Origin of the sequence: Pseudomonas sp. 86_A, from assembly GCF_017491705.1 — a bacterium.
Classification (GTDB): Bacteria; Pseudomonadota; Gammaproteobacteria; order Pseudomonadales; family Pseudomonadaceae; genus Aquipseudomonas; species Aquipseudomonas koreensis.
In genome coordinates this window covers 1-21,818 of the sequence record NZ_JAFGYS010000026.1, presented here as the reverse complement: position 1 = coordinate 21,818, position 21,818 = coordinate 1, and the positions used below count along the sequence as shown (strand labels likewise).

Annotated in this window: 12 protein-coding genes; 6 read left to right on the top strand and 6 right to left on the bottom strand. The window is 63.9% G+C overall.

Features of this window, described 5'->3' with window-relative positions:
* Window positions 1–73: 73 nt before the first annotated feature.
* The 3 genes from J5M57_RS27285 to J5M57_RS27275 all read left to right on the top strand — a co-directional run bounded on the left by J5M57_RS27285 (window position 74) and on the right by J5M57_RS27275 (window position 1,992).
* Window positions 74–595 carry a DUF3455 domain-containing protein gene (locus J5M57_RS27285; protein WP_064586881.1) on the top strand — a complete coding sequence of 174 codons (522 nt, stop codon included), beginning with the start codon at window positions 74–76 and terminating at the stop codon, window positions 593–595.
* Window positions 596–760: 165 nt separating this feature from the next.
* Window positions 761–1,294, top strand: a complete 534-nt coding sequence (locus tag J5M57_RS27280; protein WP_169840703.1) for a sigma-70 family RNA polymerase sigma factor — start codon at window positions 761–763, stop codon at window positions 1,292–1,294.
* Window positions 1,291–1,992 (top strand): anti-sigma factor, encoded by a 702-nt coding sequence (locus tag J5M57_RS27275; protein WP_207849628.1) that lies wholly within the window; start codon window positions 1,291–1,293, stop codon window positions 1,990–1,992. The genes J5M57_RS27280 and J5M57_RS27275 overlap by 4 nt, the downstream gene beginning before the upstream one ends.
* 21 nt (window positions 1,993–2,013) lie before the next feature.
* On the opposite strand, the gene J5M57_RS27270 is transcribed toward J5M57_RS27275, so the two are convergent.
* Window positions 2,014–3,096 carry a DUF1615 domain-containing protein gene (locus tag J5M57_RS27270; RefSeq protein WP_207849627.1) on the bottom strand — a complete coding sequence of 361 codons (1,083 nt, stop codon included), beginning with the start codon at window positions 3,094–3,096 and terminating at the stop codon, window positions 2,014–2,016.
* Window positions 3,097–3,307: 211 nt separating this feature from the next.
* On the opposite strand from J5M57_RS27270, the gene J5M57_RS27265 reads away from it, so the two are divergent.
* Window positions 3,308–5,512 carry a TonB-dependent siderophore receptor gene (locus tag J5M57_RS27265; RefSeq protein ID WP_083366393.1) on the top strand — a complete coding sequence of 735 codons (2,205 nt, stop codon included), beginning with the start codon at window positions 3,308–3,310 and terminating at the stop codon, window positions 5,510–5,512.
* A 148-nt stretch (window positions 5,513–5,660) separates the two neighbouring features.
* On the top strand, window positions 5,661–7,196 hold the full coding sequence (locus J5M57_RS27260) for an FAD-dependent oxidoreductase (protein WP_207849626.1): 1,536 nt from the start codon (window positions 5,661–5,663) through the stop codon (window positions 7,194–7,196).
* Window positions 7,197–7,314: 118 nt separating this feature from the next.
* Here J5M57_RS27260 and hemB read toward each other — a convergent pair whose 3' ends face one another.
* Both hemB and J5M57_RS27250 read right to left on the bottom strand, forming a co-directional pair.
* Complete coding sequence (hemB, locus tag J5M57_RS27255; RefSeq protein ID WP_064586875.1) at window positions 7,315–8,289, bottom strand: porphobilinogen synthase; 975 nt, start codon at window positions 8,287–8,289, stop codon at window positions 7,315–7,317.
* 234 nt (window positions 8,290–8,523) lie between these two features.
* Window positions 8,524–9,222, bottom strand: a complete 699-nt coding sequence (locus J5M57_RS27250) for a glutathione binding-like protein (RefSeq protein ID WP_064586874.1) — start codon at window positions 9,220–9,222, stop codon at window positions 8,524–8,526.
* Between the two features lie 296 nt (window positions 9,223–9,518).
* Here J5M57_RS27250 and J5M57_RS27245 point away from each other — a divergent pair, with 296 nt between their 5' ends.
* Window positions 9,519–10,193: a histidine phosphatase family protein gene (locus tag J5M57_RS27245; protein ID WP_169840708.1), complete on the top strand. Its 675-nt coding sequence runs from the start codon at window positions 9,519–9,521 to the stop codon at window positions 10,191–10,193.
* Between the two features lie 109 nt (window positions 10,194–10,302).
* On the opposite strand, the gene mnmH is transcribed toward J5M57_RS27245, so the two are convergent.
* The 3 genes from mnmH to J5M57_RS27230 all read right to left on the bottom strand — a co-directional run.
* Window positions 10,303–11,406 carry a tRNA 2-selenouridine(34) synthase MnmH gene (gene mnmH / locus J5M57_RS27240; protein WP_207849625.1) on the bottom strand — a complete coding sequence of 368 codons (1,104 nt, stop codon included), beginning with the start codon at window positions 11,404–11,406 and terminating at the stop codon, window positions 10,303–10,305.
* Window positions 11,406–12,440 (bottom strand): selenide, water dikinase SelD, encoded by a 1,035-nt coding sequence (gene selD, locus J5M57_RS27235; protein ID WP_207849624.1) that lies wholly within the window; start codon window positions 12,438–12,440, stop codon window positions 11,406–11,408. The genes mnmH and selD overlap by 1 nt, the downstream gene beginning before the upstream one ends.
* Window positions 12,441–12,721: 281 nt before the next feature.
* The coding region (locus J5M57_RS27230) for an autotransporter-associated beta strand repeat-containing protein (protein WP_207872033.1) at window positions 12,722–21,818 on the bottom strand (9,097 nt) is incomplete at its 5' end.

The window sequence follows — 21,818 nt, the reverse complement described above, 5'->3', positions numbered from 1 at the left end:
CCTCCGCCACGGGTAGTCCCTGTAACAGCCACTGTTGGCTGCCAGCGATCTACCCCTTTCGGAGAAAACACTGATGAACACCACACAGCTGATTTGCTTCACCGGTTTGCTCGCCGCCTCCGCCGGCGCTTTCGCCCAGAGCGCTCTGCCCGACGCCATCAAGGTGCCGGACGGCCACAAAGTGGCGCTGGAAACCACCGGGGTCGGCGAGATCACGTATGAGTGCCGCGACAAGCCCAATGCGGCCGGGCAGACCGAGTGGACGTTTGTCGGCCCGAAAGCGGTGCTCAATGATCGCAGCGGCAAACAGGTCGGCACCTACTTTGGCCCACCTGCCACCTGGCAAGCCAAGGACGGTTCGAAAGTCACCGGTACGCAGTTGGCGGTCGCCCCGTCGAGCCCGGGCAACCTGCCCTATCAACTGGTCAAGGCCAACCCTGCGGAAGGCAAAGGCGCAATGAGTGGCGTGAGTTATATCCAGCGTGTCGCCCTCAAGGGCGGCGTGGCCCCCGGCAGCGAATGCAGCGCCGCGAACAAGGGCAAGCAGGAAGTGGTGAAGTACCAGGCGGATTACATCTTCTGGGCGGCGAACTGATTTCCCGACTCAACACAAAGCCTCTGTAGGAGTGAGCCTGCTCGCGATGACGGTGTGTCAGCCAACAACTGCTCCACTGAAATACCGTCATCGCGAGCAGGCTCACTCCTACAAGGGGAATCGTGTTGTCTGGACGTTTGCGGAATGTGAACTAGATTGCACCAGATGCCTTTACCCGAATCTGAATTCGATTACGAAGCCCGTCTCGCTGCCTGTGCCCGCGGCGAGCGTCAGGCCCTGCGCGATTTGTATGTGCAGGAAAGCCCGCGCCTGCTCGGCGTGGCCAAGCGGTTGGTGCGCGACACGGCGCTGGCGGAGGATATCGTCCATGAAGCGTTCATCAAGATCTGGGCCGGTGCGGCGGGATTCGATCCGGCGCGCGGCTCGGCACGCGGCTGGATGTTCAGCGTGACCCGGCATCTGGCGCTGAACCTGCTGCGTGATCATGGCCGGGAAACGCCACTCAACGACGATCACCATTCAGTCGCCGACGATGACGGGTTTGAGGCGGCGGCGCATTCCGCACGCATCCACCGTTGCCTGGAACAACTTGAGCCCGAACGCCGCCACTGCATCCTCCACGCCTACGTCGACGGCTACAGCCACGCGCAGATCGCCAGCCGCCTCGACACGCCACTGGGCACCGTCAAAGCCTGGATCAAACGCAGCCTCAACGCGCTGCGGGAGTGCATGGGATGACCACTGAATCGGCGCAGGAACGTGATGAACTGGCCAGCGAATACGTGCTCGGCACCCTGTCGGCGTCGGAGCGCGAAGCGGTGCAGCAGCGCTTGCCCCACGAGCCGGAACTGCAAGCGGCGGTGGATGCCTGGGAGCGGCGGCTGCTGGACCTGACAGACCTGGCCGGGACGCAGCAACCGTCGCCGCACTTGTGGCCGCGCATCGAACGCAGTGTCGAACAGCTCTCCCGTAAAACACCTGAGCCGACGCGCACCTCATGGTGGAACCTGCTGCCGCTGTGGCGCGGGCTGAGCGCCGCCGGACTGGCCGCGACGCTGATCCTTGGCTCGATTCTGCTGACCCAGACCACGCCGAAACCCAGCTATCTGGTGGTGCTTGTCGCCCCGCAGGACAAGGCGCCAGGCTGGGTGATCCAGGCCAGCAATCCGCACGAGATCCAGTTGATCCCGCTGGGCGTGGTCGAAGTGCCGGCGGACAAGGCTCTGGAGTTCTGGACCAAGGCGGATGGCTGGCAAGGGCCGGTGTCGCTGGGGCTGGTCAAACCGGGGCAGGCGCTGAAAGTGCCGCTGGACAAACTGCCGCCGCTGCAACCGAATCAGCTGTTCGAGCTCACCCTCGAAGGCGCCGGCGGCTCGCCGATCGGCAAACCGACCGGGCCGATTCAGGCGATTGGCCGGGCCGTCAAAGTGCTGTAACCGCCACCTTCAACTGGCGACTCAGCCGCCTTTGGCCATGCAGCGCTTGTAGCGCTCATCCACCCGTTTGGCGAACCACGCCGTGGTCAGCTTGCGGGTGATTTTCGGACTCTGCAGGACAATCCCCGGCAACACCGCACGGGGCAAGGTCTTGCCTTCGGCCTGCTCGGCCAGTTCAAACACGCGCTGGTAGAGTTTGGTTTCTTCGAAGTCCAGAGTCTTGCCCTTCTCCAACTGATCGCGAATCGTCGGGTTGCGCATGCCCAGCGACTTGCCGAGGGTGCGCACCGCCAGTTCGGTGCTGCCGGGCATGATCGAGTCATAGCGAATCAAGTCGCCATCCAGCGCCAAGGGGATGCCCGAGGCACGGCTGACCGCGTTCTGAAACGCCGCATTGCGGCTGGCGTACCAACCGGCATTGAAGTCGGCAAAACGGTACAACGGCTCGCGGTAACTCACCGGATACCCCAGCAAATGGGCGATGCCGAAGTACATGCCGCCACGGCGGGTGAACACTTCGTGGCGGATCGTGCCGTTGACCGGGTACGGGTAGTCCTTGGCGTGCTGCTCGGCAAATTCGATGCTGACCTGCATCGGCCCGGCGGTGTGCACCGGATTGAAGCCGCCGAACAGCGTGCGGCCCATCGGTACCATGCCGATGAAGTCATCGAAAATCGCGCTGAGTTCTTTCTCGCTGCGCGCCGCGTTCAGGCGTTCACTGTAGCTTTTGCCGCTGGGCGAACGCACGGCCAGGGCGGCGCTGACCAGCATCCCCGGGATGTGGGCCTTGCCGGCGCGACGGTCGATTTCGTCGCGGGCAATCTTGCCCAGGCCCGGCACGGTCGGGTCGACCTGAAACGTCGATTCCTGCTCGGCCACGGCCAGCACCGAACACAGGTTTTGCGTGGTCGGGCTGATGCCCTGCGCGGCGAACGCGGCGTAGATGTCGGTGGCCCAGCCTTGGCGGTCAGGCACTTTTGCCGGCATCAACCGCACGATCTCGGCTTTCACTTCAGCGGGCGCACGCGGCGCCGGCTCCTGACTGCGCTGCCCCGCGCAACCGGCGAGCACCAGCATCGCAGCGAGGGTAATGACTAATCGCATGTTGCTTCATCCAATCCACTAAGCCAGAACCACCATACACAATCCGCGTGAGAGCTGCCGCAGGTGGATGGCTGCTTGCCGAGTGATGACAAACTGATTGCAAAGCGTTACTGCGAACTCATATCATTTGCGCCTGGAGTCGCATTTGCGCAAGGAGTTCCCGCGCCGCCCTATTTTTTCTTGCTGGCCACGCGCCTCCAGGTACGAACACATGCCCGCTACAGCTCGCCTCGCTGCCCCGTTCCGCCCGACGCTTCTCGCTCTGCTGTGCTCCCTGAGCGTCAGCGCTTACGCTGCCGATGACAACGCCAAGCAGCTGGTGCTCGACAACGTCAACATCAACGCCCAGGCACCGACGCCAAGCGCCCTGCCCCCGGTCTATTCCGGCGGTCAGGTGGCCCGTGGCGGCCAGCTCGGCGTGTTGGGCAACCAGGATATGATGGATGTGCCGTTCAGCGCCGCGTCATACACCGAACAACTGATTCAGGATCAGCAAGCGGAAAACGTTGCCGACGTCCTGCTCAACGATGCCTCGGTGCGTCAGGCTTCGGGCTACGCCAACCAGGCGCAGGTGTTCATGATTCGCGGCCTGCCGCTCAACGGCGATGACATTTCCTATAACGGCCTGTACGGCGTGTTGCCACGGCAGATCATTTCCAGCGATGCCCTGGAGCGCGTGGAAGTGTTCAAAGGTCCGAACGCCTTCATCAACGGTGTGACCCCGACCGGTTCCGGGATCGGCGGTGGCGTCAACCTGCAGCCCAAGCGCGCCGGCGACGAGCCGCTGCGCCGCTACACCACCGACATCAACAGCGAAGGCCGCGTTGGTCAGCATTTCGACATCGGCCAGCGGTTCGGCGAAGACAATCGCTTCGGCGCGCGGATCAACCTGTCCCAGCGCGAAGGCGACACCGGCATCGATCACGAAAACCAGCGCTCGAAACTGTTCGCCATCGGCCTCGACTACCGGGGCGATGCACTGCGTCTTTCCGGTGACTTCGCCTACCAGAAAGAGCGCGTCAACGGTGGCCGCAACTCGGTTAACCTCGGCACCGCCACGCACATTCCGGATGCGCCGTCGGCCGACACCAACTACGCGCCGAAGTGGGGCTACACCGACATCGAAGACACCTTCGGCATGCTCCGCGCCGAATATGACCTGAACGACAACTGGACCGCATACGTCGCCGGCGGCGCCAAGCACACCCGTGAAGTCGGGCGTTACAACTCGACCACTCTGGTGGGCAACACCGGTGCATCGTTCACCACTGGCTCGTTCATCCCGCACGATGAAGACAACACCAGCCTGATGGCCGGCCTGAACGGCAAATTCAACACCGGCGCCGTCAGCCACAAACTCAACTTCGGTCTGAGCGGGCTGTGGGCCGAACAGCGCAGCGCCTACGATTTCGACCTGACAAAATACGCCAACAACATCTATCACCCGGTGCAAACCCCGTCGCCGGTCGGCAATTTTTCCGGCGGCGACGTCAGCGATCCGGGCATTGTCGGCAAGACCTTCAACCGCAGCCTCGCGCTTTCCGACACCCTCGGTTTCTTCGATGACCGCCTGCTGATCACCGCCGGCCTGCGTCGTCAGCAACTGGTGGTGCAAGGCTACAACTACGCCAGTTACGGCAGCGGCAGCCGCAAGTCGAGCTACGACGAATCGATCACCACACCGGTCTACGGCATCGTGTTCAAACCGTGGGAGCATGTGTCGTTCTACGCCAATCACATCGAAGGCCTGGCGCAAGGCCCGACCTCGCCGACCAGCACCGGCGGCTTCAAAGTGACCAACGGCAACGAAGTCTACGCACCGGCCCGCTCCAAACAGACCGAGGCGGGGGTCAAAGTCGACATGGGCACTTACGGCGCGAGCCTGGGGGTCTATCGCATCGAGCAGCCGAGTGACGGTTACTGCGAAATCAACAGCGCCACCACCTGCACCTACGTGCGTGAAGGCGAGCAGATCAACAAAGGCGTGGAAATGAACGTGTTCGGCGAGCCGGTCAACGGTCTGCGCCTGATCAGCGGCCTGACCCTGATGGACACCGAACTGCGCAACACCCAGAACGGCGCCAACGACGGCAACCGTGCCATCGGCGTGCCGAGCTTCCAGTTCAACGCTGGCGCCGACTGGGATGTACCGGGTCTGCAAGGCGTGGCGCTGAATGCGCGGATGCTGCGCACTGGCGGCCAGTACGCCGACGCGGCCAACAACCTCAGCCTGCCGACCTGGAACCGCTTCGACGCGGGCGCGCGCTATGCCTTCAAGGTCTCGGAGAAAGACGTGACGTTGCGCCTGGGCGTCGAGAACCTGGCCAACAAGAAATACTGGGAATCGGCGCAGGGCGGCTACCTGACCCAGGGTGAGCCACGGGTGGCGAAGTTGTCGGGGACGATCGACTTCTAACCCGCTGTCGCCCCCCCTGTGAATCTCAGCCAGAAATCCAAAAGGCCCCGCCGCCCCAACGCTGCGGGGCCTTTTCCGTCTGGCTGACAAACTGGCCGCCCCGCCCTGCTGATCCATACTTGCTGCACAGCCAACGGAGGACAGGTCCATGCACCGCAGCGACGTACTGATCATCGGCGCCGGCCCGACCGGTCTGGTGCTGGCCCTGTGGCTGAGCAAACTGGGCGTGCGCGTGCGCATCCTCGACAAGACTTGCGGCCCCGGCACCACTTCGCGGGCGCTGGCGGTGCAGGCGCGGACTCTGGAGTTGTACCGGCAACTGGACCTGGCCGACACCGTGGTGCGCAACGGCCACAAGGTCGCGGCGGCAAATTTCTGGGTCAAGGGCAAAGCGGTCGCGCAGTTGCCGCTGCGGCGTATCGGCGAAGGCCTGACGCCCTACTCGTTCATCGAAATCTTCCCCCAGGACCAACACGAACGGCTGCTGCTTGAACGCCTGGAAGACTATGGTGTGACCGTTGAGCGCAACACTGAACTGGAGAGTTTCGAAGAAACCGGCGACGGCCTCACCGCGCATCTGCGCTTGCCGGACGGGCAGCAGGAAATCTGTCAGGCGTGCTTTCTCGCCGGCTGCGACGGTGCGCGCTCGATGGTGCGCAAAACCCTCGACACCGGGTTCCCGGGCGGCACTTATCAGCAGATTTTCTACGTCGCGGATGTCCAGGCCAGCGGCCCGGCCATGAACGGCGAGCTGCACCTGGATCTGGATGAAGCGGATTTTCTCGCGGTATTCCCGCTGGCCGGCGAAGGCCGCGCACGGCTGATCGGCACGGTGCGCGACGAACGTGCCGACCGCGCCGAAACCCTGCAATTCGCCGACGTCAGCAGCCGCGCCATCGAGCACCTGAAGGTGCACATCGACGAGGTCCACTGGTTCTCCACCTACCGCGTGCATCACCGCGTGGCCGAGCACTTTCGCAGCGGCCGGGCGTTTCTGCTCGGGGACGCCGCGCACGTGCACAGCCCCGCTGGCGGCCAGGGCATGAACACCGGGATTGGCGACGCGATCAATCTGGCGTGGAAACTCGCCGCCGTGCTCAACGGCAGCGCCACCGCGCAACTGCTCGACAGCTACGAAACCGAACGCATCGCCTTCGCCCGGCGGCTGGTATCAACCACCGACAAGGTGTTCAGCTTCGTCACCGCCGAGGGGCGCATCGCCGATCTGCTGCGCACGCGTCTGGCACCGTTCCTGATCCCGAAAATGGCCACGTTCGAGGCCAGCCGCGAGTTCCTGTTTCGTACCGTCTCGCAAGTCACCCTCAACTATCGCGGCATGCCGCTGAGCCAGGGCACGGCTGGCCACGTGCACGGCGGCGATCGCTTGCCGTGGGCGCATGATGGTGAGGGCGATAATTACGAGCCGCTGCGCCAGCCCTGCTGGCAGGTGCATGTGTACGGCGACACCAGCGACGAGATGATCGCCTGGTGCACCGAACACCACCTGCCGCTGCATGTGTTCGACTGGCGGCCGGCGTTTGAAACGGCGGGGCTGGGGCGCAACGGCTTCTATCTGCTGCGCCCGGACACCTATGTGGCGATTGCTGATAACAGCGCTGATCCGAAGGTGATCGAGCGGTATTTTCGCGATCACGGCATAAGGCCGTTCTTCCCGTGCCCCTGACACAGCACAAACTGTAGGAGTGAGCCTGCTCGCGATAGCGATGTGTCAGTAAAAAAGTTGTGACTGACACACCGCTATCGCGAGCAGGCTCACTCCTACAGGGGTTATGCGGTGTTGTTTAGATCCCGGCCAGTGCCAGATCCATCGCAAAGTAGGTGAAGATCAGGTCCGCCCCCGCGCGCTTGATCGCGCCCAGGCTTTCACGCACCACACGGTCCTCGTCAATCGCACCGGCCTGCGCGCCGAACTTGATCATCGCGTACTCGCCGCTGACCTGATACGCCGACAACGGCAGGTTCGAGGCTTCACGAATGTCGCGGATGATGTCGAGGTACGCACCGGCCGGTTTGACCATCAGCGCGTCGGCGCCTTCCTGCTCGTCGAGCAGCGATTCGCGCAGGGCTTCGCGGCGGTTCATCGGGTTCATCTGATAGCTTTTGCGATCACCTTTCAGGGCGCTGCCGCCGGCTTCGCGGAACGGGCCATACAGCGCCGAGGCGAATTTAGTCGAGTAGGCCATGATCGGAATCTGGGTAAAACCTGCGTCATCCAGCGCGCGGCGAATCGCCCGCACCTGGCCGTCCATCGCCGCCGACGGCGCGATCACGTCAGCACCGGCACGCGCCGCCGCCACGGCTTGCTTGCCGAGGTTGATCAGGGTCTGGTCGTTGTCCACTTCGTGGTTGTGCATCACGCCGCAATGGCCGTGATCGGTGTATTCGCAGAAGCAGGTATCAGACATCACGATCATGTCCGGCACCGCGTCCTTGGCAATCCGCGACATGCGCGAGACCAGGCCGTCTTCGCGCCAGGTGTCGCTGCCGTTGGCGTCCAGGTGATGGGACACGCCGAAGGTCATCACCGACTTGATGCCGGCACGGGCATAGCGCTCGATTTCGCTGGCCAGCTTGCGCTCGGGAATACGCATCACGCCCGGCATGCTCTTGATTGGCACGAAGTCGTCGATTTCTTCTTCGACGAAAATCGGCAGCACCAGATCATTCAGGCTGAACTCGGTTTCCTGGAACAGACTGCGCAGGCTCGCATTGCGGCGCAGACGGCGGGGACGTGCTTCGGGGAACTGGCTGGACATGGTTCTTCCTGAAAACGGCAGATGAGACGAAAGTCGTAGGGGGCGAAGCTTATGCCTTCGCTGGGGGCGGGTACAAACCTGGATCAATCAAGACAGCATTACCGGGTGCGCAATAATCCGTCAGGCAACACACGTTTCGCTGTAGGAGCTGCCGCAGGCTGCGATCTTTTGACCCTCAAAAACAAAATCAAAAGATCGCAGCCTGCGGCAGCTCCTACAGCGGATTTGTGTGGATTACGACGGAATGGTCAGCCCGCGAACAACCGCCGGCCGCTCCAGAAAGCGCTCGAGCACCCGGGTGACGTTCGGGAAGTTGCTGATCCCGACCAGATCCCCGGCCTCATAGAAGCCGATCAGGTTGCGCACCCACGGGAACGTGGCGATGTCGGCGATGGTGTAACGCTCGCCCATGATCCAGTCGCGGCCTTCCAGGCGTTTGTCGAGCACGTTGAGCAGGCGTCGGCTCTCTTCGACGTAGCGATCACGCGGACGCTTGTCCTCGTAGTCCTTGCCGGCAAATTTATTGAAGAAGCCGAGCTGGCCGAACATCGGGCCGATGCCGCCCATCTGGAACATCAGCCACTGAATCGTCTCGTAACGCAGCGCGCCTTCCTGCGCCAGCAACTGGCCGCTCTTGTCGGCGAGGTAGATCAGGATCGCGCCGGACTCGAACAGCGGCAACGGTTGGTCCTCGGGGCCATGGGGGTCGAGGATCGCCGGGATCTTGTTGTTGGGGTTCAGCGACAGGAACTCGGGGGACATCTGGTCCTGCGTGTCGAAGCCCACGCGGTGCGGCTCGTACGGCAGACCGATCTCTTCGAGCATGATCGAAACCTTGACGCCGTTGGGGGTCGGGAGGGAATAGAGCTGAATCCAGTCAGGGTACTGCGCGGGCCATTTCTGGGTGATCGGGAACGCGGACAGATCGGTCATGGGTAGCATCCAGTCACAAGGAAAGCACTGATCATAATGTAGGCGCTGGCGCAGGCTGCGATCTTTTGATTGGGTTTTTACAAGCCCGCTCAAAAGATCGCAGCCTGCGCCAGCGCCTACACGAACCGTAACATCCTGCGGGTAATGTGCATGAACCAAACCGGCCTCAGAGGACTCTGAGCTATGCCTTTCGCAAAGGAAGCGCGACACACGACATGGACACCACCCGGTGCTGGGAGCCCGTGGTGCAAGGGTTTGTCAGCCTTAACCGCATTTGCTGAAGACGCCTTTATTCAATGACGAACCTCATGAGATTCGCCAAACGCTTCAAACATCGCGCCTGCGTGGCCCTGCCCTCCCTGCTGGCGGTCAGTGCGTTGACCTTGTCGCTGGAATCCAGCCAGATTCGCGCCCAGCCGGTGGACGGCACCCAGACCCTGGTCTTCCTGCGCCACGCGGAAAAACCCGCCGGCGGCCTCGGCCAGCTCAACTGCCAGGGCCTGAACCGCGCGATCGAGCTGTCGACCCTGCTGCCGGAAAAATTCGGCAAGGCCGATTACGTGTTCGCCGCCAACCCGACGCGCAATGTCGAGGAAGGTGAGCTGGACAACTCCTACAGCTACATCCGCCCGTTGATGACCATCAGCCCCGCCGCGATCAAGCTTGGCCTGCCGGTGAACATCGAGTTCTCCGCCAACGACACCAGCGATCTGGCCCGTGAGCTGACTGAAGACAAGTACCACAACGCGACGATCTACACCGCGTGGTCCCACGGCTACCTGCCGGAGCTGATCAACAAGGTCGCGGGCAAGGCGGTCGGCGAAAAGCAGACCATCACCGATGACTGGGCGTCCGGCGATTTCGATTCGCTGTACGTGCTGACCCTGACCTGGCACAACGGCAAGGCCAGCTTGCAGAGCCACAGCTACAAGCAGGGGCTGGATAACGGCAAGGTGACTTGCCCGACTTGAGACTGGTGGTGTTTTTGAGGCCGCCATCGCGAGCAGGCTCACGCCTGCAATTGGAACGCATTCCCCTGTAGGAGTGAGCCTGCTCGCGATGGGGCCAGCAATGGCAGCATCATGCTTTCTGATTCACCCGCTCGCGCAAATACTCCAGCACCGCCGCGCGCTCGCCGGCAAACTCGATCCGCCCGCCCTTCTTCTCGCGCTGGAACCCGTACATCGGGTCGTAATACTCACGCAGCAACCCTTCGATCCAGCCACGGTGCAAATCCACCGCCCCGCTACGCGCCTGCTCGGCCAGCGCCGCTTCCATCAGCATCAGCATCCGCCGATGCCGCTCGCCGCCCAGGCGCTTTTGCACGTTGTTCAGGCTTTCCAGCAAACGCTCGGAGAACAAGGTAAAACCGTCCTCGCCATGCACCGTGGAGAACTCGGCTGACAGGTCCACCACGTAATCGCGCAGAATCCGCTCGACCCGGTCTTCGAAACGGTCCTCCAGCCAGACCATCGGGTACTGCTGCATGCCCTGATACAGCGGCAACGGCAGCGCACAACTGCCCACCACCCGACTCTCGTCTTCCAGCACAAACTGCTCGATACCGGCATCGCGCTTCTTGAGGATGTCGATGGCCAGACGATTTTCAAAATCGATGTTCGACGGTTGGCCAGTGGCGCGTTTGCCGAAACTGGAGCCGCGATGGTTGGCGTGACCTTCCAGATCCAGCCCGTTGCGCAACTGCACCAGCACCTCGGTCTTGCCGGTGCCGGTCATGCCACCCAATAACACGAAATCACACTGGCCGATCGCCTGCTCAAGCGTGTCGATGAGAAAGTTGCGCAGCGCCTTGTAGCCGCCGCCAACCCGCGGATAGTCGATACCGGCCTCGTCACGCAGCCACTGTTGAGTGATCTGCGACCGCAGGCCGCCACGAAAACAATAGAGATAACCCTCGGGGTGGGCCCGGGCAAAATCGGCCCAGGCCTGAATGCGCTCGGCCTTCACCGCGCCGGACACCAGCTGCTGGCCCAGTTCGATGGCGGCCTGCTGACCGTGCTGCTTGTAGCAGGTGCCGATCTTCTCCCGCTCGATGTCGTTCATCAGCGGCAGGTTGACCACGCCGGGGAACGCGCCTTTGTGAAACTCGACCGGCGCACGGGCATCCATCAGCGGCCGGTCGTTGAGAAAAATATCGCGGTAGTCGGTGCAGTCGCGTGACATCAAATCACCTCGACTGCGTGGGTCTGTCGCTCAACCAGCTCGCCGATCGGCGCCAGGTCCAGGCCCAGTTCGGCCGCCACGGCAAGGAATTCGTCATTGCCTTCGGGGGTCACGGCAATCAGCAGACCGCCGCTGGTCTGCGGGTCGCACAGCACACGCTTGTGCAGCTCCTGCAGACGGCCGAGCTTGCTCGAATAGCTGTCGAAATTGCGCAGGGTGCCGCCGGGGACGCAGCCCTGTTCGAGGTAGTACTCGACGCTGTCCAGACGCGGCACGTGGTTGTAGCCGATGCGTGCGGTCAGGTGGCTGCCGTCGGCCATTTCCAGCAGATGCCCGAGCAGACCGAAACCGGTAACGTCGGTCATCGCGGCGACCCCGGCGAGTTTGCCGAAACGGCTGCCGGGCTTGTTCAGGGTGCACATCCAGTCGCGGGCCACGCCAATGTCGCCGGGGCGCAATTTGCCCTTCTTCTCGGCGGTGGTAAGGATGCCGATGCCCAGCGGCTTGGTCAGGTACAGCAGGCAACCGGCGTTAGCGGTGTCGTTGCGCTTCATGTGGCGCTTTTCCACCAGACCGGTTACCGCCAGACCGAAGATCGGCTCCGGCGCATCGATCGAATGCCCGCCGGCCAGCGGAATGCCCGCGGCGTCACACACCGCCCGCCCGCCGCGAATCACTTCCCGCGCCACTTCCGGCGCCAGCACATTCACCGGCCAGCCGAGGATCGCAATCGCCATCAACGGATTGCCGCCCATTGCATAAATGTCGCTGATCGCATTGGTCGCAGCGATACGGCCGAAATCGAACGGATCGTCGACGATCGGCATAAAGAAGTCAGTGGTCGACACCACCCCGCGCTCGGCATCGATCTCGTACACCGCCGCGTCATCACGCGAGGCATTGCCGACCCACAGTTTCGGGTCAAGGTTCTGCGCACCGCTGCCGGCCAGAATCACCTCCAGCACCTGCGGGGAAATCTTGCAGCCACAACCGGCGCCGTGGCTGTATTGGGTCAGACGAATGGGCTCGCTCATGGGAGAGTCTCTGGCAGTTAATGGGGCGGATTCTAGCAGAGCGCGGGCTGGCTGATTTTTGCGCTGGATGTCCGGGCCCCTTTGCGAGCAGGATCGCTCCCACACTGGATCTCCAGTGCACACAGAGTCGGTGGGTGACACAGAGCAAATGTGGGAGCGAGCCTGCTCGCGAAAGCTATCGACCAGTCCCCCCCACGTCATCGTCGGGCCTATGCAGCCGCTCTATTCTGCCCTGCAAAAAAAACCGCCCTTTCGGGCGGTTAAAGTACTTCGACCATGATTCAGAAGCTTTGACTGAAGCTGATGTTGAACGCGCTGTCGTTGTTGTCGCTCGACACCTGGCCCGAGTAGCCGATGCCCAGCTTGCCGGTCGGGGTGACCTGGAAGTCGATGCCGGCTTCGAGCAGTGCGCTGTCCTTGGCAATCGGTACGCCCTGGGTGCTGAACGAGGCGCCGCCGTCGATGAAGGTCAGGTCGGCATCAGGTTTGGTGTCGCCGTAGGCATGGCGCCAGCCGATGGCCGCCCGTGGCGTCAACTGGCTGCCGTTGGCCAGGGTCACCAACTTGCCGATGCGCACCCCGAGGGTCGAGTAGGTGATGTCCTGATCGGCGTCGGCCTTCAGGCGCCCCACTCCGCCTTTTTCCTTGGCGGTGTCGCTGTCGTAGTTGACGTAGGCCAGACCCGCAAACGGTTCGATGGCAACACCGGCAGCGTTGATCGCGTAACCCACTTCACCGAACACCTGAGCGCTGCGTGCGTCGTAATCGGCCTTCAGGCGATCGTTGTAGCTGCCGACGCTGACATCGCGTTTGGTCTCGATGCTGTGCCAGCTGTACGCCGCGCCAAGGCGCACGGCCAACGCATCGAACTGCGAGTTGAGGTAACCGGCCAGGTGGTAGCTGTCGACCTTGGCATCGGAGTTACGATCGTGCGCGTTGAGGTTGCTGCGGGTGTAGCCGGCGGCCATCCCGGCCCGCCAGGTGTCGTCCAGCGCCTTGTCGGTGCCAAGCATGAAACCGCCGAGGTTACGATCGACTTTCGCCGTGTTGCTGTCGCCGCCCATGTCCCCCCAGGCACCGATGGCCCGAATCCAGCCGACCATTTCCCCGTGGCAACCGTTGCTGCTCAGTTGGGTGTCGCTCGGTGCCAGCGTCCGGCGTGGATCATCCGACGCGCCGCACGACGGCTGGCGCATGCGGTCGTTGACCGCCTCGCGGATGAAGCGCGAATCCTCCAGCATCGCACTTGCGGTGCTGGCGTGGATTTCACCCGACAGGCTGTCGAACGCATTGCGCGCACCGGCCACGCTGAGGTTGACGATCTGGTTCTGCAGCGCCGCGCCCGCCGGGCCGTTATTGGACAGGGCCGCGGCGGCGCCGCGCTGGTTGCCTGTGGCCGCGACGTCGGCGAACGAGTTGCCGTTGCGGCTCACCGCCAGGGTGACCGCGTCGGCAGCGTAGACCAGCGAGCTGTCGAGGAACGCGTACTGCGGCAGATCGGCGGCACTGAAGGTGCCGGTCACGCCGCCACCGGCGGTGATCAGCGAGTAAGTGGTGTTGCCGGTGAACGGCGCAAGGCTGTTGACCACCAGCCCGCCACCCAGCGCGGCCGTCCCGCCCACTGCCAGCGGCGTGGCGGTTGGCGAACTGACCGTCAGCGCCAGTACACCATCACTGCTGTTGGTCAGGTTGCCGGCCACGCTCAAGGTGCCGTCGGCACCACCGGAAGCCACCACACCGTGGTTGACCACCGAACCGACGCTGCCGTTACCGCTCAAACCGGCACCGTTGGCGACCGTGACCTGCGCACCCAGCGACGCCCGGGCCGCGCGGCTGCCGACTTGCAGCAGGCCTTGATCGACGGACACGCTGCCGCTGAACGGTTGATTACCGGTCAGCAACAAGGTGCCGGTACCGCGTTTGGCCATCGCTCCGATACCGCTGAGGACACCATTGAACTGACCATTGACGTTCTGCAGGAACACCAGCGAGGCATTGTTGGTGATGTTGCCTTGCAGGCTGGTGGTGTTACCGACCAGCGTACCGCCGCTGACCGTGGTGCCACCGCTGTAGGTGTTGGCGCCCGTAAGAACCAGAGTGCCGGAATCGAGTTTCTCGATCCCTCCCGTACCCACCAGCGGTGCGGAGACTTCAGCGCTGGCGCCGGCATTCACCCGCACCGGTGCCAGACTGCCGTCGGCACCATTGACCGGCGTCAGCGTGCCGCCAGCCCCCGGAACCACGCTGTAGCCACTGGTAAGGAATTGCAGGCCGGTGAAGTTCTGATTGCCCTGCACGGTGACGGTACCGGCCTGGCCGCCGAACACCGCGAACTGACCATTGGAAGCCAACGCCTGAGTGCCGCTCGGATCCGTCCAGTTGGTCCCCGGGCCCCACACGCCACTGCCGCCGCCGATGCTGCCATCAGGGTTGGTGGTGCCGCCGTTCCAGAACTGCACTTCACCCGGTGTGCCCTGCACCAGCAGGTTGACCTGATTGGCAATCGCCGTTTGCAGGGTCAGGTTGGCCGCCGAAACCGGCAGGCTGCCGTAGACCAGACCGTTGTCGGTGAGGCTGCCGCCGTAGCGGAACAGTTGATAGACCCCGGTACCGAAACCACCGGCGTTGCTGATGTTCAGGGTACCGTCGAGGGTCAGGTTGCCGGCGACGTTGACCACGGTGGTGGAGCTGGTGGCCGAGCCGAGGCTGAAGTCCAGATTGGTTCCCGAGGACAGTGCCAGTGCACCGACCGACAACGGCGTGGCGGTACCACCCCCGGTCAGCGTCGCGCCGCTCGCCAGTTGCACGTTGCCACCCAGTTGCCCGCTGCCGCCAACTTTCGCGCCACTGGCGACGTTGACGTTGGCGCTGTTGAGCACGCCATTGACGATCAGGTTGCCGGCCTGCACCGAGGTGTTGCCGGTGAAGGTGTTGTTGCCGGTCAGCAACAACTGACCGGTGCCGATTTTGTTCAGCGTACCGCTGCCGGTGAGGTTGCCGGTGTAGCTGCCGTCGGCGTTCTGCGCGAAGGTCAGCGCCGCGTTGTTGACGATCGCCCCTTGCAGGCTGCTGGTGTCGCCGGTGGTAGTGCCGCCGTTCAGTGTGGTGCCGCCGCTGTAGGTGTTGGCGCCACTGAGCAGCAGGTCGCCGCTACCGTTTTTTACCAGGCTGCCGGTGCCAGTGACGGCGCCGAGCAGCGTGGTGTTCTGGTTGCCGGCCAGGGTCAGTTGCGCACCGAGGTTGATGGCATTGGCCAGTTGCAGCGCCGAGGTGCTGTCGAGGCTGCCGTTGCCGGTCACGTTCAGTGCGCCGCTGCTGAGGGCGCTGTTGTTGCCCAGCACCAGTGTGCCGCCGCCAAGTTGAGTGCCGCCGCTGTAGGTGTTGCTGCCGTTGAGGGTCAGGCTCGATGCGCCCGTCTTGATCAAGCTGCCAGCACCGCTGACCACACCACCGAGCGTCAAAGCGTTGCTGCCGGCGACGGTCAGACCGCCGTTGAGCACCACGTTGTTGGCGAGGCTGACCGCCGCGTTGCTGTCCAGCGCCGTGCTGTCCGCAGCAGTCAACACCCCGGTGCCGAGCGCCGCATTATTGCCGACAACGATCTTGCCGCCATTGAGCGCGGTGCCGCCGGTGTAGCCGTTGGCGGCGTTGAGCACCAGCGTGCCGGTGTCGTATTTGCCGAGGGTGCCGGCACCATTGAGCGCTACGCCAAGGGTCGCAGTGGCGTTCGGATCGACGCGCACCGAAGCGTTGCCCATTGAACCGTTGACCAGGTTCAGCGAGCCAGCCGTGCCGTTCTGCAGGCTGTAGCCGTCGGTGACAAACTGCATGCCGGTGATGGTTTGCGCGCCGTTGACCGTCACAGTACCCGCCGCGCCCTGGAACACCGCGAAGTTGTTGGTCCAGGCCTGATTGGTGGTGCCGTTGACGTCGGTCCAGTTGGTGGTGCCAGTGCCCCAGGTGCCGCTGCCGCCGTCCACCGAACCGTTGGCGATCAGTTGGTTACCGTCCCAGAACTGCACGGTGACGCCCGGTGCGGTGACCAGCAGGTTGATCTGGTTGGCCAGTGCGGTTTGCAGAGTCAGATCCCCCGAGGTGACGCTGCCCGGCACGGTGCCGATCAGCATGCCGTTGTCGGTCAGGCCACCGGTGTAGTTGATCAGGCGATAAACGCCGCTGCCAAAACCACCGATGTCGCTGACGTTGAGGGTACCGTCGAGGGTCAGGTTACCGCCGACATTGACCAGCGCATTGCCGCCACCGGAGACCGGTACGCCGAGGCCGACATCGAAATTGGCGTTGCCGTTGAACACCAGCGAATCCACCGACAAGGTGCTGCCGGTAACGCCCGCCAGATGCCCGCCATCAGCCACCGTCACCGCACCGGTCAGGGCGCCGCTGCCACCGAGCGTGCCGCCGTTGTTGACCAGCACGTTAGCGCTGGCCAGCGAACCGTTGACCTGTAGCGTGCCGGCGTTGACGTTGGTGTCGCCGGTCAGGTCGCTGATGCCGCTGAGCGTCAGCGTGCCCGTGCCGAGTTTGGTCAGGCCGCCGTCGCCGCTGAGGACACCGCCGAAGGTGCTGCTGAGGTTATTGCCGCCGAGGCTCAGGGTGTTGCCGGTACCGACCAGCGCGGTGCCGCTGCCGGTGAGGCTGGCGAGGCTGCCCGAAGCGCCGAGGTTCAGCGCCGCGCCGCCCGCGAGATTGACCGTGGCGTTATTGCCCAATGCCGCGCCGTTGAGGGTGGTCAGGCTGCCGGACAACACATCGAAGGTGCCGCTGAAGGTGTTGTTGCCAGACAGTGTCACATCGGCCAGACCGTTTTTGGTCAGAGTGCCCGCTCCCGCGATTACGCCGCCGAGGGTCAGGTTGTTGTTGCCGGCCAGACTCAGGTTGGCATTGAGGTTGACGTTGTTCGCCAGCACCAGTGGCGCGGAGTTGTCGAGGGTCGAAGCACCGGCCACGGTCAGCGCACCGCTGCCCAATGCAGAGCCGGTGCCAAGGGTCAACGTACCGGCGTTCAAGGTCGTGCCACCGGTGTAGGTGTTGATGCCGTTGAGGGTCAGGTTCGACCCGCCGTTCTTGATCAGCCCGCCCGCGCCGCTGACCACACCGGCGAGGGTCAGGTTGTTGCTGCCGGTGTTGCTCAGGTTGGCGTTGAGCACCAGGTTGTTGCCCAGACTTACCGCGCTGCTGCTGTCCAGCGCCGAAGCGCCGGCCACGGTCAGGTTGCCCAGACCAAGTGCCGAGTTGCTGCCGGCGGTCAGGGTGCCCGCGTTGAGGGTCACGCCACCCAGGAAACTATTGTTGCCACTCAGGCTCAGGTTGGCCGCACCGTTTTTGCTGAGGCTGCCGGCGCCGTTGACCGTGCCGGCCAGCGTCAGGTCCGCCGTGCCGCCAATGCCCAAGTTGCCCGCGAGGTTGACCGCGTTGTTCAGCGACAGCGCCGTGCTGGCATCCAGCGTCGTACCGCCCGCTGCATTCAGCGTTCCCGAACCGAGCGCCGAGTTCGACGCCAGAATCAACCCGCCAGCGTTCAACGCCACCGGGCCGAGGAAGGCGTTATTGCCACCGAGGGTCAGGTTCGCTGCGCCGTTCTTGATCAGGCCGCCAGTGCCACCGATCACGCCATTGAGGGTCAGTGCATTGCTGCCGACCACGGTCAGGTTGCCGTTGAGTGTGGCGGCATTGCCGAGGGTCACGGCGGTGTTGCTGTCCAGTTGCGTGCCGGCGTTGGCGGTCAGCGTGCCGCTGCCCAGCGCGGTGTTGCTGCCGACGATGATCTTGCCGCCGTCCAGTTGCGTGCCGCCGCTGTAGGTGTTGGCGCCATTGAGCACCAGGGTGCCGCTGTCGAGTTTGTTGAGGATGCCGCTGCCATCGATATTCACCCCGACAGTGGCGGTCACGCCCGGATCGACGCGCACTGCCGTGGTCCCGCCAGTGCCGTTCACAGCCGTCAGTTGCCCCGCCGCGCCGTTGACCAGGTTGTAGCCGTCGGTGACGAACTGCAGGCCGGTGAACAGTTGCGTGCCGTTCACCGTGACCGTGCCGGCGGCGCCCTGGAACACCGCGAAGTCGCCGGCCCATGGCTGGTTGACCAGACCGTTGGCGTCGGTCCAGTTGGTGCCGACCGCGTTCCAGGTCCCGCTGCCGCCATCGACAACGCCGTTGGCGATGGTCTGGCTGCCGTCCCAGTAACGGATGTTGCTGTTGGGTGCCGACACTTGAATGTTGATCTGATTGCCCACGCCGGTCTGTACCAGCAGATCGCCGAGGCCGTAGCCGACCGGCACGCTGGCCACGTCCAGACCGAGGTTGGTCAGGCTGCCGGTGTAGTTGAACAAGCGATACACACCGACGCCGAAACCGCCGGCATCGGTGACATTGAGATTGCCGTCGAGGGTCAGGTTGCCACCGACGTTCATCAGCGACGAGGTCGACGGCGTGCCCAGTGCCACATCAACGTTGCTGCCGGCGCCGAGCGTCAACGAAGACGCAGACAGGGTATTGCCCGATGACAGCGCCAGATGCCCGCCATTGTTTATGTTCACCGAGCCGAGCGCCGAGCCGGTACCGGTCAGGGTGCCGCCGGTATTGACGTTGAGCTGCGCACTGGCCAGCGAACCGCTGAGGTTCAGGGTGCCGCCATTGACCGCGGTGTTGCCCGTCACACCGTTGATTCCGGTGAGATTCAATACACCGGTGCCGACTTTGGTCAGGCCACCGCTACCGCTCAGATCGCCGTCAAACGTGCTGGTGACGTTGCCGCCGCCGACGGTCAAGGTGTTGCTGCCGGTCAGTTGCACACTGCCGGTGCCGGTCAGCGCACCGAGGCTGGCATCGCTGCCCAGATTCAGGCCGGCACCGGCGCTGATGTTGACGCCCGAGGTGTTGCCCAGTGCAGCGCTGTTCAAGGTGGTGACGCTGCCGGAGACAATATTCAGCGCACCGGTAAAGGTGTTGCTGCCGGCCAGGGTCAGGTCCGACAGGCCGTTTTTGGTCAGGCTGCCGGCGCCGTCGATGATGCCGTTGAGTGCCAGGTCGTTGTTGCCGGCAACGGTCAGCCCCGCATTGAGGGTGATTGCGTTGCCGATGCCGAACGAGGCGCTGGTATCCAGCGTCGCCGCACCGCCGACGGTCAACCCGCCGCTGCCCAGACCGTTGGCATTGCCCAGGGTCAGGGTGCCGGCGTTGAGCGTGGTACCGCCGCTGAAGGTGTTGTTGCCGTTAAGGGTCAGATTGGCCGCGCCGTTCTTGATCAATTGGCCGCTGCCGCTGGTCACGCCGTCGAGGGTCAGGTTCTGCGTGCCGCCCACGGTCAGCGCGGCATTCAGCGCAACGTTGTTGTTGAGGCTGACCAGCGGCGAATTGCTGTCCAGTGTCGCCGCACCGCCGACGGTCAAGGCGCCGCTGCCCAGCGCCGAACTGTTGCCGACGGTCACGGTGCCGGCGTTCAGGGTCGTCCCGCCGATGAAGGTGTTGGCCGCGTTGAGAATCAGATTGGCCGTGCCGTTTTTCACCAGACTGCCCGCGCCGCTGACCAGACCGGTCAGGGTCAGGTCGGCCGTGCCGCCGACGTTCAGCGCGCCGGCCAGGGCTACCGCGTTGTTCAGACTGACGGCGGTGTTGGTGTCCAGCGTGGTATTCGCCGCCGCATTCAGCGTACCGGCACCCAGCGCAGTGTTGCTGCCGACAATCAGCTTGCCGGCATTCAGCGCGGTGTTGCCGAAATAGGTGTTGGCGCCGTTGAGGGTCAGGTCGGCCGCGCCGTTCTTGATCAGGCCGCCGATGCCGGCGACCACGCCGCCGAGGGTCAGCGCATTGCTGCCGCCCACGGTCAGGGTGCCGCCGAGGTTGACGTTGTTGGCCAGAGTCGCGGCGGTGCCGGCATCCAGGGTGGTGCCGTTCGAGGCATTCAGTGCGCCAGTGCCGAGTGCGGTGTTGGAACCGACGATCAGCGAACCGGCGTTCAGCGCTGTGGTGCCGCTGTAGGTGTTATTGCCGTTGAGGGCCAGGCTCGATGCGCCCGTCTTGATCAAACCGTTAGTGCCGCTGATGACCCCGCCGAGGGTCAGCGCGTTGGCGCCGCCCGCGGTGAGGTTGGCGTTGAGGGTGATCGAGTTGTTCAGGGTCAGCGCCGAGCTGCTGTTGAGGGTGCTCGCTCCGGCCACAGTCAGTGCGCCAGTGCCGAGCGCCGCGCTATTGCCGACGGTCAGGCTGCCGGCGTTCAACGTGGTGCCGCCGCTGAACGTGTTGGCGCCGCTGAGGGTCAGGTTGGCCGTGCCATTCTTGATCAATTGACCGGCACCGTTGACCAGGCCGGACAGGGTCAGGCCGCTGCTGCCACCGATGGTCAGGGCACTGCTGTTGAGGTTGACGTTGTTGGCCAGGTTAACGGAGGTGTTGCTGTCCAGCGTTGCCGTGTCGGTGACCGACAAGGTGCCAGTGCCCAGCGCCGCAGCGTTGCCTACGGTGAGGGTGCCGGCCGCCAGCGTGGTGCCGCCGGTATAGGTGTTGACGCCGTTGAGCACCAGGTTGGTGAACCCGCTTTTGGTCAGCCCGCCACTGCCACTGACGACACCGCCGAGGGTCAGGTTGGCGCTGCCGGCGATGCCCAGATTGCCAACGAGGCTGATCGCGTTGGTCAGCGCCACCGCAGTGCTGGCATCGAGGGTGGTGCCCGCCGCCGTGGTCAATGCGCCAGTGCCCAGCGCGGTGTTGGAGCCGACAATCAGCGTGCCGGCATTCAGCGCGGTGCCACCGGCAAAGGTGTTGTTGCCGCTGAGCGTCAGGCTCGCGGTGCCGTTCTTGATCAGATTGCCGGCACCACTGATGACACCGCTCAGGCCCAATGCCTGAGTGCCGCCAATGGTCAGATCCGCCGCCAGCCCGACAGCGTTGGCCAGGGTCACCGCCGTCGTTGCATCCAGCGTGGTGCCGGCCGCCGCGCTCAACGCGCCAGTGCCCAGTGCGGTGTTGCTGCCAACCAACAGGCTGCCGGCATTCAGCACGGTATTACCGGCGTTGGTGTTGTTACCTGTCAGGGTCAGGCTTGCGGCGCCGGATTTGGTAATCCCGCCGGTACCGGATAACACGCCGCCCAGGGTCAGGGCATTGCTGCCGAGCACGTTGAGGTTGCCGGTCATCGCGATGTTGTTGGCCAGCGTGACGTTGGCGGTGCTGTCGAGGCTGGTGCCGGCAGCAGTGTTCAGCGCGCCGCTGCCCAGCGCGTTGTTGTTGGTCACCAGCAGGCTGCCGGCGCTCAGGGTGGTGGTACCGGTGTAACCGCTGTTGGCGCCGCTGAGGGTCAGGCTGCCGGTGCCGGTCTTGGTCAGGCCGCTGCTGCCGGTGATCAGGCCGCCGAGAGTCAAGGCGCCG